An 11,159-nucleotide genomic window follows, 5' to 3' on the forward strand; every position below is an offset into this window, starting at 1 on the left:
CCTCATTAATCCTGCACAACCTTCACATTATTTTCATTAAGCTTTAAACCAAGCTTTTCTGCTTCTGCCCTAATACGTTCAGATGTACTTAATTCTTCCACTTGATTTCCCAAATCCCCATTTACTTTTTGCTGTTCCTGGATAGAAGTCTCAAGAAGCTGAATATCTTTATTCACTTCATAAATAGCTGCCTGGCTTGAAACAATATGTATGGCACCAAAACTAATCACGGCAGCAAATACGATACCAAGAAATTTTTCACCAGGGGTCAGCCAAGGATTTTTCATCGATGCTTTTTTTGGTACTTCAACATGCCGCTGCTGTTGCTCTTGCTGTAACTTTCTTGCTAAATTACTCATCTTTTCCCCTCCGATTCAAATATTGACTTCTTTTATATTTTTTCCGCAATTCTTAGTTTTGCAGATCTGGCCCGGTTGTTTTGTTCTATTTCTTCTTCGCCAGGCACAATCGGCTTGCGTGTAATCAGCTTCATTTTTGGCTTGAACTCATCCGGAATGATCGGCAGCCCGGGCGGCAGTTCCGGCCCTTCACTTGCTTTCTTAAAAGCTGTTTTGCAAATTCTGTCCTCTAACGAATGGAAGGTAATCACGCTGATTCTTCCTCCAGGACTTAAGATATCGATTGCCTGCTCGAGAGAATCCTCAAAAACCCCAAGTTCATCATTAACGGCAATCCGGACCGCCTGAAAAACTCGTTTGGCCGGATGTCCCCCTTTTCTGCGGGCTGGGGCAGGTATCGCTTCCTTTATGAGATCTACCAACTGGGCTGTTGTTTCAATCGGTGCTGTTGCTCTTGCTGCCTCAATTTTTCTGGCAATCTGCTTAGAAAATTTTTCTTCGCCATATTGAAAAAAAATCCTTACCAGCTTCTCGTAAGGCCAGTTATTAATCACATCATAAGCCGATAGATCGCCGGTTTTATCCATTCTCATATCGAGCGGGGCGTCATTATGGTAGCTGAATCCTCTTTCAGCGGTATCAAGCTGGGGAGAGGACACACCGAGATCGTATAAGACACCGTCAACACGTTCTACACCACGATCGTTCAATTCTTTTTTCAAATGGGCAAAGTTGCTTTTAATGAGCGTGATGCGGTCACCGTATTCTGTCAGCTTTTCTGAAGCATTGGCAATCGCCGTTTCATCCTGGTCAAAAGAGAACAACTTGCCGTCCTTTGATAACTTGGAAAGGATTAAGGCGCTGTGCCCTGCCCCACCGAGTGTGCAATCAACATATGTACCATCCGGTTTAATATTTAACCCATCTACCGTTTCATGAAGCAATACTGTTGTGTGTTGAAACATGATCTTTTCATCCTTCCAATCAAACGAGCAGGGAATTATATCGATATAACTTTCCCTTTATATATCAAAACCAATCATATTTTCAGCAATTTCAGCAAAAGATTCTTCAGATTGGTCGAAATATTCTTCCCAAATACTTTTGCTCCATATTTCAATTCGATTGGAAACACCTAAAACGACACATTCTTTTTCCAATTTTGCATACTGAACAAGTGGAGAAGCGATGTTGATGCGTCCCATTTTATCCAATTCACATTCTGTAGCACCTGAAAAGAAAAAACGGGTGAAGGCGCGCGCGTCTTTTTTCGTTAATGGAAGGCCTTTTAGCTTCTCTTCGATCAGCTTCCATTCAGAAATGGGATAGCCAAATAAACATTGATCAAGGCCCCGTGTTAATACGAACATTTCGCCGAGATTGTCACGGAACTTTGCGGGCACGATTAAGCGGCCTTTGTTATCAACGTTATGATGGTATTCACCCATGAACATGCCCGTAACCCCACTTTCTATCTAAAATGTACCACATCCCCCCACTTTTCTCCACACTTTTTTAAATATTCTCTTCGCTCATAGTAATTACTTCTATAAAAAGACGATTCAAACGTGTACTAATTTCCCAACTGCAGCAGCGAAATAACGCGAAGAATACTGCCGATAAAAAACAAAAAAACCTTATCATTAGATAAGGTCAGGTAGTTAAACTTTAATAATTTTATGAGTTCCATCAAATTCATATGGCAGCATTAGGAGCTCATTGACAAAATCGAGTCCATACTTGTTTAAATAGTAAAAAATATTCCAAACTCGCTCCTGGGGAAGTCCAAGCGGTTTAAGCGCAGTCTCAATCCTGGCCAGTTTATTTAAGGTATTTGCATGGCGAAGCCGTATTTCGAGGTCAAGCTTATCCGCCATAAAATCGATTTGGCTTTGGACGACCTTTTCGTTTTTCTCCAATAAAGGAAGCAATCCGGCATATTTTTGCTTGACTACATTTTGAATCAGCTGATATTTATCATTGAGTTGCTGCCTCGTTTCGCTAAACAAGCGTTCGAGCTCATCGTCTTTAATCGAATTTAAAAAATGGGTTTTTGCAGCTTCGACCCCGTTTGTTAAAGCTTCAGCAACGCTGATCTCCAGGTCTGTTAAATCTGTTTCCAATGAACGGTCAAGAATCGTCATGTTTAACCTGGGAACAATCGGTGGCACCTTCATTTGGAAATGTTCAAAAACCTTTGTCAACTCTGCCCAGTACGCAATCTCGCCAGGACCGCCGATAAACGAAAGCGTGGGGAACAGCCATTCCTGGGTTAACGGCCTTGTTACAACATTGTTGCTTAATCTTTCTGGGAATTCGTTCGCCAATTCGATCAGCTCTGCTTCAGTGAAGGAAACACGGCCATTTTTGCCGATAAAAAGCTGAGCCTCCGGGCGAAATTCAAGCAAAATCCGTTCGTTGACAGTACTGTCATAATAAAATAAGTTCGCGGCATTTTCGGCAATTTCGATCGTCTTGTTATAGCCGGCTGCGACAAGCTGCTGCTGTTGGAAATGAACCGCGTTTGTAATTTGCTGATGATCTTTTATTTGTCTTATCAAAATTTCTTTTTCGAGCATTCTAAGGTCCCGATTGCCCGAATCTACGATTAACAGCCCATATTCTTTAAATAACTCGAGAATGATTGCGCTAAAGAAATCGACGAAATTAAGATTTTTCTTAAGTAGCTGTCCGGTAAATTGAAGCAGTTTGCTAGTGTGCTCTGTTTCCCCATAACTCTCAATTACTTCTTCAATCCACCTTTTGCAAATTTCTTCGTCAATTTGGATATCAGAAACCATTTTCTTTTCAAGAATTCGTTCAGGATAGTTCCATTTTTCAATGCGTTTTTTTTCACATACGTATACATGATTAACCTCTTGAAAATCATGATCTTCACCGGCAATCCAGAAAACAGGCACCACTGGTATGTTCAGCTCTCGTTCCTTCTGCTTGGCAAAACTGATAATCGAAATAATTTTATGTATCGTATATAAAGGGCCTGTCAAGATTCCGGCCTGTTGTCCGCCTATGATAACAACGCTGTTTTCTTGCCTGAGTTTTTCAATTGATTTATTGATGGCAGTCGATCCGGGGAAGGCTGCCATAAAAGCTGAAATGTGGTCTGCCAGCTCATTTCGATGGAATTTTCGGTTGTTCAGCTCTTCAATCCGGCTCCGATATTCTGCCGGTTCATGATATTTATAATGAAAAAATCGTTCCATGCCTGGAACCCATCCGGCATAATCGGTTGCAAATCGGCTTGTTCCGGGCAGTGAGAGATTTATCATCTCCATTCAAGTACTCCCTTTCGTAATTAGTTCTTTATAGAGTATAGCATTCTCAACCATGGAAATGAAAAAACTTTGCCCGCAGAGTTTTCAGGGCAAAGATATATGTATGGAAACCCTTTGGATGAGGCCGAAAATAATGAGCAGGATATAGGCGGAAAAGAACAGCAAAAAATTAAACCGCCAAAATCCTTTAAAAAGAGAAGCAAGATTAATCTCGTGCTTTATTTTCCAGTGGAGTAAAACAAATCCGATCGCAATGCTGATCATCCCGAGCAAAATGATCCATAAAAACGATTTGTCCCAGATCGTAACAATCAGGAAATGGACTGAAATGATCAATAAAATCGTGCTGATGTCAATAGCAAGCTGTACGGAGCTGCGATGGTTTTTCGTTAACTGCTTGGCGATCACAAAAATTAGTATGTACCCAAGCAATGGTGCTGTTACGAATGTAGCGATAAGAAATGAAAAAACAGATTCCATTATATCTCCTCTCCCCCGTACTCCTTTCCTTTAATACACTGGAAAAAAGCATCTACTAGTGGTGCCTCTATTTTCTTCCGTTCAGCTTCAGCCACAATGTACCCTAAAATCGAATCGATCTCGGTCATTCGGCCGTTTTTGATATCTGTTAGCATCGACGAATAATTGGATGCCGTTTTATTGCAAATTCTGAGCACATTTTGATAGTGGGAATCTGCATCATGCAAATCAAGAATAGCTTTGATTTCGCTGAACATTTTTTGTAAAAGCCGATAATAGTACGGGTTTTCAATTAATTGACCGTTTCGGACATTTAATACTGCCGTGAGCGGATTGATGACCGCATTGACAATAAGTTTGCTGATCAGCATTTTTTCGACATTATCTTCAAGAACAAATGGAAACTCACCAGACAAAGGAGCAATCATCTTTCTTAGCAAAAAATCGCTTCCCTTGAAAACGGCTACCTTTGTTACGCCCGTACCAGTATGGTTGACACTTGCTTGCCCAGTCCTGTATGCACCATGCTCAACAGAACCTGCATATATATTTTCGGCAGACAGCTCATCCAGCCATCGCAAATGGCCCATGCCGTTTTGCAAAAACAAAAAGCTGCCGCTATTGGACGATTTTAGCTTGATTTGTTCAAGAACAGCAGGCAGCTGATAAGCTTTGACTGCGATAACCGTCAGCTCATCTTCTCCGTTCCATGATGAAAACGGAAGGGCTTCGATAGGCACAGAATCCGGCTGCCCGTTTTTCACACATGATAATTTTGCAGCCCTGATCGCTTCCGCCTGTTCAACGGAGTTAGTGTAAATGGTTACATGATGATAAGACTGCAAATAATAACCGAACAATAAGCCGATTGAACCGGCGCCGATAATTCCAATCTTCATAAAAAGCACCTCAAATGGTATTTCTAGTTAATATTTTAGCAGAAGATAAAACAACATGGGAAAAAAGGAGCATTTTTTCAATCGTTTTTTGAAAACTTTATGAAAAACAGCCCGGCCAAATTGCTGGCAAGGGCTGCTTTTTTTGTTTAGACGGGGTAGACAGGATGCTTGCGGACACTGAAGTTCAGTTGTTTCGTCTCATAATAAGCGAGCCTGTCAATTAAAGTGTTCCGCAATTCACCAGGTGCGACAATATCATCAACAATCATTTCGGAGGCGAGCTTGTATATATCGATATGCTCTTTGTACTCCTGCTGTTTTTCCTGAACGTAAGCAATCCGCTCTTTCGGATCCTCGATTTCGTTAATTTTATTCGAATAAACTGCATTTACGGCAGCTTCCGGACCCATTACAGCGATTTGTGCAGTCGGCAGCGCAATGCAGCAGTCCGGTTCAAACGCAGGGCCTGCCATGGCATAGAGCCCGGCACCATAGGCTTTTCTGATAATGACTGAAATTTTCGGAACTGTCGCCGAGCTCATCGCGGCGATTAGCTTCGCACCGTGGCGAATGATCCCTGCTCTCTCCACCTTTGTGCCAATCATAAACCCAGGTACGTCTGCCAAAAAGATCAACGGAATATGGAAGGCATCACAAAGCTGAATAAATTTTGCTCCTTTATCGACGGAATCGACAAACAGCACTCCGCCTTTGACTTTTGGCTGGTTCGCAATAATTCCGACGGCTCTTCCATCAATTCTTGCCAATCCCGTAACCAATTCAGGTGCAAACAGTTTCTTGATTTCATAGAAGCTCCCCTCATCAATGAGCGCGTCAATGCATTCGTACATATCAAACGGCGCATTTTGATTTACAGGGATGATTTCTTCTAAATCACGGCCCTTTTTTGCGGAAATGCCCGCCGCTTTTTGCGGTTTTTCCTGAAAGCTTGCCGGGAAGTAAGTTAAATAGCTTCGGGCAGATTCAATCGCCTCCTCTTCGCTGTATACGAGCGTATCACCGCAGCCGCTGACAGTACAATGCATCCGGGCACCGCCCATTTCCTCGAGCGAAACTTTTTCGCCAATCACTTTCTCTGCCATACGCGGGGAACCTAAATACATGGAAGCATTCTGGTCAACCATGATAACAATGTCACAAAAAGCCGGAATGTACGCGCCGCCTGCCGCAGAAGGCCCAAATAACAGGCAAATTTGCGGAACCATGCCGGACAATTTTACCTGGTTATAAAATATTTTGCCCGCGCCGCGCCGGTTCGGAAACATTTCAAGTTGATCGGTAATTCTTGCTCCCGCTGAATCAACCAAGTATAAAATCGGCACTTTCAGTTTTTCAGCCGTCTCCTGGATACGGATAATTTTCTCAACAGTGCGTGCCCCCCATGATCCCGCCTTTACAGTTGAATCATTGGCCATCGCACAAACCGTTTGGCCGTTGATCCTGCCAATTGCTGTAACAACACCATCTGCAGGCAAGTCTTCCTCGAGACAATTCGCAAATTTCCCGTCTTCCTGGTACGTTCCTTCATCAAATAGCAGCCGCAAGCGCTCACGGACAAACAGCTTATTTTGCCCCTTTAGCTTTTCGTGATACTTTGGGTGTCCGCCTGCTTCAATTTGCCTGCTTTTTTCGATCAGCTTTTCTTCTAAAATTTTTGCTGTTGTCATGCTCTGCCTCCTTGATTTGAAAATGCAGTTCTTACGTGATGATCCAATTCTTTGCTGATTTATTCTAAAACAACAAGTACGTCTCCCTCATTGACAAAATCACCGATATCCACTTTCAACTCAGCCACTTTTCCTGCGACCTGGCTTTCAACCGGAATCTCCATCTTCATTGATTCGAGAATCAAAACCTCCTGGCCGGCTGTAATTTCGTCCCCAATTTGCACAAGTGCATTCAAGATCGTTCCTGCCATAGTAGCTGTAATCTCTTTCATATCCTGCTTCCTCCTTTATTTCACAGCAAATGATTTACTTGATAAATATCCAGTTGAATAACTGCCATTCCTAAAATCGCTATCGTTAACGATTTCTTTGAACAATGGCAAATTTGTTTTAATGCCGGCAACCGACAGGCTGTTAAAAAATTGTCCGGCATTGTGTATGGCATCCATTCGTGTTTCTCCATAAAAAATGCACTTCGAAATCATCGGGTCATAAAAAGGCGTGACAGTATTGCCTTCTTCATAACCATGATCGATTCTTACTCCTGGAGATTCTTCCCAGGTGAAGGTCGCAATTTTTCCCGGCGAGGGCATAAAAGTGACCGGATCCTCTGCATATAGCCTGAATTCGATCGCATGCCCTGCTTGTAAAATATCAGGCTGGAGAAGCGGCAACTGTTCACCCCGCGCAGTGAGGATTTGCCACTTCACAAGATCAAGTCCGGTAATTTGCTCTGTGACCGGATGTTCCACCTGGAGTCTTGTATTCATTTCAAGGAAATAAAAATTCTGTTGTTCATCAACAATGAATTCAATCGTCCCGGCATTCACATACTTAACGGCTGCGGCAGCTTTAATTGCCGTCTTATATAGTTCCTCTCTAACCTGTTGAGACAAAAACGGGCAAGGTGCTTCTTCAATAACCTTTTGGTGCCTCCGCTGGATCGAGCAATCCCTTTCAAATAAATGAACGATGTTCCCATGCACATCGCCGAAAATTTGCACTTCGACATGGCGGGCATTATCGATATACTTTTCAATAAATACTTTCTCACTTCCAAAATAAGCTTTAGCCCGGGCTTTCGTAGATTCATAAAACTTAGTGAGCGCTTGCTCATTTTCACAGCGCACCATGCCAATTCCGCCACCACCTCCGCTCGCCTTGAGCATAACCGGATAGCCAATCGATGCTGCGAATGCCGTGGCCGCTTCCAATGTTGCCATGCCTTCTTCACTTCCAGGCACAACCGGAACTCCTGCGTCCTTCATCGTTTGCCTTGATGCGATCTTATCTCCCATCAATTCAATCGTTTCAGCTTCAGGTCCAATAAAGATCATACCTGCTGTACGGACAGCTCTTGCAAAATCCGGATTTTCTGATAAAAAGCCATAGCCTGGATGTATTCCCTCCACTCCTTCTGCCCTGGCAATTTCCAATATTTCATTTCCTTTCAAATACGATTTATTTACGGGTGGCTCCCCAATTCGAAACGCACTCTTTGCTTCCCTTACATACGGCATGTCCTGATCAGCATCTGAAAAAACAGCGACGGTTTCAATCCCCATCTGATGGCACGTCCTAATAATTCTTGACGCAATTTCTCCCCTGTTTGCAATTAAAACTTTGCGCATTCCCTTTCCCCTTTCTTCGGTTATAGCGGCTCCATAGAGAATTTCTACAATCTTCTGCCCGATTCCTGCTTTTGCGTGAAAACGCTTTCGTATTTCTATGCAGAATTTTTTGTTATTTTGTTATATAATTATTTTATGGAAACTTCATGAATAAACTACTAATAATAATGCGTTAAGTTTTAGCAGCGTCAATCCATCGTATTCTGATGGACATTAAATTATACTGTAAACCGGAAATTCAGGCGAGGGGGATTATAATGGGGTTTAAAGTAGACAAATTAAAGGTAAACTACAAAACTCTTGAAGAGTTTAAGAAATTTAAAGAATATGGCATCCAGGAACTGTCGATGCTCGAGGATCTTGAAGCAAATATTATTGAAAATGACAGCGATTCACCTTTTTACGGGATTTATTTTGGAAATAAGCTTGTAGCGAGAATGAGCTTATATCAGGTCGAAGGGAAATTCAACCGCTATTTTGACCCGCCTCTGGATTATCTTGAGTTATGGAAGCTTGAGGTATTGCCCGACTATCAAGGGAAAGGCTATGGAAAAGCACTAGTCGACTTCGCTAAAAGCTTTAATATGCCAATCAAAACAAGTCCCAGAGTTCGGTCCCAGGGGTTCTGGGAAAAGATGGACTTTGTCCCTGTTACCTATGATATGGACCGCGACTTGGGGGAAAACCCACTTTTATGGTTCCCGGCAGGGGTTAAAGAGCAGGTACATTAAGAACTGCAGGTTTTGACCTGCTCTTTTAGCACCTTAAAATAACCAGGCGGACTTAATGAAGTCCGCCTGGTTATTTTTCAACCCTTTCGAGGTTTCCGTTCTTATCCATCTGAAATTTCACTTTTTGCTGCTGCCTGTCTTCATCCTGTAAAACGAAGATTTTCCTCGCCCGCTCCATTACTTCTATTAACGCCCTGTAATCCTCTTCAACTGTTTTTAGCTCCTTTAGCAGCTTTTCATTTTCAGCAGCGAGGTAAAAGGTTTTTTTCTCCAAGTCTTTAATTTTCGCTTCATATTTGCCAGCCTCTGTGGTATTGGTCTGCCCCGCCTGTTCATAAAGCTGGTTTAAATAAAGAATGACCTGCTCAAAACGTATTTCCGGAACAGACCCCGGGCTTTCTGGAGCTTCGGCATGCTCTTCCGGAACGGAATATTGCGGTTCTCCCGGGCTTTCTTTTTCAATTGCTTCTGGATTCTTCTTTAATTCTTTCCGCTGCTTCTTGGCCAGTTCGATCCCTGATTTATATTGTTTACGTACGTAGGAGTTCCATCTAAAACCACATGCTGCAGCCGTTCGCGACAGCTGTTTACCCACTTCCTCAAATGCCTGCAGCTGTGTTCCTCCCTCTCTTATATGCCGCAAAACGATTTCGGCAAGCAGTAAATCTTCATCCTGTGACCAGGCATCCTGGCGTGTCGTTGACATTCACAAATCCCTCCCAGCGTTTAGTGAGTGGAGTCCAGCAGGCCTTTCCCAAGCTTCTTACCGAAGAATCAGGCCATCAGCGTTAAACCTGCATAAACCGTATAACTGCCACAAAGGAAGACAAAAGCTTCCTTTAATAGTAGTTCACCTTATTCATTCTTATGCGAGTGCTAGGAAAGATAGAATGCAATGATGATGTTGTTAAAAAGAAAATCTAAAATCATTTATTGTTCATGAATTTATCAACCTGGTTATGATGCTCTTCCATTCCCCATAACTTTGCACATTCTCTCACTTCTTTTTCAATTCGCAAAGCTATATTGGCTGCCAGCCATTTTCTGATGAGCATTGCTTTGTATGCTGCTAATACAGACCCTTCGAGAGGAAATATCTTTTCAATATGATGGATGAATGTTAAATCGTTTTCTTCTATTATGTAATCAATAAATCCTAGATTCGTTAATTCTTCCGTCTGATACACTCTGGCTTCCATCAGCATTTTTATGGCGTTGGCAGCAGGAATTTTCTCAGCTAAAATCGTACCTCCGCCCCATCCCGTTGTGATTGCTAGTTTTCCTTGAACAAACCCTGCCTTAACTCCCTTTTTCGCGATTCGAAAGTCGCAGGCAGCGGCAAGTTCACAGCCGCCGCCAACAGCTGTTCCGTTCATGGCAGCAAAAGTCGGCTTTGGGAGCAGCAATAGCCGCAAAAGGATTTCTGACATTTTCGAGAGCATACCATATGCTTCCTGTTCAGTTTTCAGAAGATGGAAGACCGCTAAATCTCCCCCTGAACAAAAGGCATTATCGCCTGCTCCGGTAATGACCAGCCCCTTCAATTCCGGTTTTTTCATCATCTCGATCGCTTCATGCAAACCATCGATAATCTCATAGTTGATCGCATTTCTTTTTTCCGGCCGGTTGATGGTGAACATTAAATAGCCATTTTGCGCTTTTAATAAATAAGGTTCCATCGTGTTCCTCCCAAATTATATAGTTGAGTGAATTTCACAATATAACAAGCTGAACCGAAAAACGAATGAAGTGGTCTAGATATACAGGAGATGCCGTAGGAAACGAATAATACTTCTTAACATTAAGTAACTGTTCGTTTTTCAATTAAAGAATTGCTTTATGAAAATTCATTCAGTCAACTCTATTTTAGGAATGATCCGGGTTCTAGTTCAAGCTTTTTAAATCAGGCATCGAGAGGGATTCCAGGAGGACGCAGTTGTGGTGCTTTTTAGGAGCAATCCCGGTTTCGCTAATTCCGGGCACGGTTCCGCATATTCAGCAGCATGTAGTGTTCTGTAGAGTAGAAAACAGGAATTAGATATTGTCTTCTTGTCCTCGGGTTTCAGGGTGTTCCA

General features: G+C 42.5%; 12 protein-coding genes. 1 reads left to right on the forward strand and 11 read right to left on the reverse strand.

Going from position 1 to position 11,159, the window contains the following annotated elements:
- Positions 1-5: 5 nt before the first annotated feature.
- From ftsL to CVD23_RS19935, 9 genes are all read right to left on the reverse strand, one after another.
- Entirely contained in the window at positions 6-359 is a 354-nt protein-coding gene (ftsL, locus tag CVD23_RS19895) for a cell division protein FtsL (RefSeq protein WP_101666971.1), read from the reverse strand.
- A gap of 32 nt (positions 360-391) precedes the next feature.
- Positions 392-1,324, reverse strand: coding sequence for a 16S rRNA (cytosine(1402)-N(4))-methyltransferase RsmH (rsmH, locus tag CVD23_RS19900; RefSeq protein WP_101576520.1), 933 nt, complete (start codon positions 1,322-1,324; stop codon positions 392-394).
- Positions 1,325-1,381: 57 nt separating this feature from the next.
- The gene (gene mraZ, locus CVD23_RS19905; protein WP_101576519.1) at positions 1,382-1,813 is read right to left on the reverse strand and encodes a division/cell wall cluster transcriptional repressor MraZ; all 432 of its coding nucleotides are present in this window, start codon (positions 1,811-1,813) and stop codon (positions 1,382-1,384) included.
- 207 nt (positions 1,814-2,020) lie between these two features.
- Positions 2,021-3,655, reverse strand: coding sequence for a bacillithiol biosynthesis cysteine-adding enzyme BshC (gene bshC / locus CVD23_RS19910; protein ID WP_101666972.1), 1,635 nt, complete (start codon positions 3,653-3,655; stop codon positions 2,021-2,023).
- 84 nt (positions 3,656-3,739) lie between these two features.
- A complete protein-coding gene (locus CVD23_RS19915; RefSeq protein WP_101666973.1) occupies positions 3,740-4,135 on the reverse strand; it encodes a DUF3397 domain-containing protein in 396 nt (131 codons plus the stop codon).
- Positions 4,135-5,034, reverse strand: coding sequence for a 2-dehydropantoate 2-reductase (locus CVD23_RS19920; RefSeq protein WP_101666974.1), 900 nt, complete (start codon positions 5,032-5,034; stop codon positions 4,135-4,137). The genes CVD23_RS19915 and CVD23_RS19920 overlap by 1 nt, the downstream gene beginning before the upstream one ends.
- Positions 5,035-5,180: 146 nt before the next feature.
- Positions 5,181-6,722 carry an acyl-CoA carboxylase subunit beta gene (locus tag CVD23_RS19925; RefSeq protein WP_101666975.1) on the reverse strand — a complete coding sequence of 514 codons (1,542 nt, stop codon included), beginning with the start codon at positions 6,720-6,722 and terminating at the stop codon, positions 5,181-5,183.
- A 59-nt stretch (positions 6,723-6,781) separates the two neighbouring features.
- Positions 6,782-6,994 carry a biotin/lipoyl-containing protein gene (locus CVD23_RS19930; RefSeq protein WP_101576514.1) on the reverse strand — a complete coding sequence of 71 codons (213 nt, stop codon included), beginning with the start codon at positions 6,992-6,994 and terminating at the stop codon, positions 6,782-6,784.
- Between the two features lie 15 nt (positions 6,995-7,009).
- Positions 7,010-8,353: an acetyl-CoA carboxylase biotin carboxylase subunit gene (locus CVD23_RS19935; protein ID WP_101666976.1), complete on the reverse strand. Its 1,344-nt coding sequence runs from the start codon at positions 8,351-8,353 to the stop codon at positions 7,010-7,012.
- Between the two features lie 257 nt (positions 8,354-8,610).
- Here CVD23_RS19935 and CVD23_RS19940 point away from each other — a divergent pair, with 257 nt between their 5' ends.
- Positions 8,611-9,084, forward strand: coding sequence for an N-acetyltransferase (locus CVD23_RS19940; protein WP_101666977.1), 474 nt, complete (start codon positions 8,611-8,613; stop codon positions 9,082-9,084).
- Between the two features lie 70 nt (positions 9,085-9,154).
- On the opposite strand, the gene CVD23_RS19945 is transcribed toward CVD23_RS19940, so the two are convergent.
- Entirely contained in the window at positions 9,155-9,790 is a 636-nt protein-coding gene (locus CVD23_RS19945) for an RsfA family transcriptional regulator (protein ID WP_101666978.1), read from the reverse strand.
- Between the two features lie 220 nt (positions 9,791-10,010).
- Entirely contained in the window at positions 10,011-10,763 is a 753-nt protein-coding gene (locus CVD23_RS19950) for an enoyl-CoA hydratase/isomerase family protein (protein ID WP_101576510.1), read from the reverse strand.
- Positions 10,764-11,159: the final 396 nt, after the last annotated feature.

The organism is Bacillus sp. V33-4 (assembly GCF_002860225.1).
GTDB lineage: Bacteria > Bacillota > Bacilli > Bacillales > Cytobacillaceae > Bacillus_BJ > Bacillus_BJ canaveralius.

What these genes read in the sequence shown, in the direction of transcription:
- CVD23_RS19935 (WP_101666976.1), bottom strand. Translation starts at nt 8,353, where the DNA reads ATGCGCAAAGTTTTAATTGCAAACAGGGGAGAAATTGCGTCAAGAATT.
- CVD23_RS19915 (WP_101666973.1), bottom strand. Translation starts at nt 4,135, where the DNA reads ATGGAATCTGTTTTTTCATTTCTTATCGCTACATTCGTAACAGCACCA.
- CVD23_RS19945 (WP_101666978.1), bottom strand. Translation starts at nt 9,790, where the DNA reads ATGTCAACGACACGCCAGGATGCCTGGTCACAGGATGAAGATTTACTG.
- CVD23_RS19940 (WP_101666977.1), top strand. Translation starts at nt 8,611, where the DNA reads ATGGGGTTTAAAGTAGACAAATTAAAGGTAAACTACAAAACTCTTGAA.
- CVD23_RS19930 (WP_101576514.1), bottom strand. Translation starts at nt 6,994, where the DNA reads ATGAAAGAGATTACAGCTACTATGGCAGGAACGATCTTGAATGCACTT.
- rsmH (WP_101576520.1), bottom strand. Translation starts at nt 1,324, where the DNA reads ATGTTTCAACACACAACAGTATTGCTTCATGAAACGGTAGATGGGTTA.
- CVD23_RS19920 (WP_101666974.1), bottom strand. Translation starts at nt 5,034, where the DNA reads ATGAAGATTGGAATTATCGGCGCCGGTTCAATCGGCTTATTGTTCGGT.
- CVD23_RS19950 (WP_101576510.1), bottom strand. Translation starts at nt 10,763, where the DNA reads ATGGAACCTTATTTATTAAAAGCGCAAAATGGCTATTTAATGTTCACC.
- CVD23_RS19925 (WP_101666975.1), bottom strand. Translation starts at nt 6,722, where the DNA reads ATGACAACAGCAAAAATTTTAGAAGAAAAGCTGATCGAAAAAAGCAGG.
- bshC (WP_101666972.1), bottom strand. Translation starts at nt 3,655, where the DNA reads ATGGAGATGATAAATCTCTCACTGCCCGGAACAAGCCGATTTGCAACC.
- ftsL (WP_101666971.1), bottom strand. Translation starts at nt 359, where the DNA reads ATGAGTAATTTAGCAAGAAAGTTACAGCAAGAGCAACAGCAGCGGCAT.
- mraZ (WP_101576519.1), bottom strand. Translation starts at nt 1,813, where the DNA reads ATGTTCATGGGTGAATACCATCATAACGTTGATAACAAAGGCCGCTTA.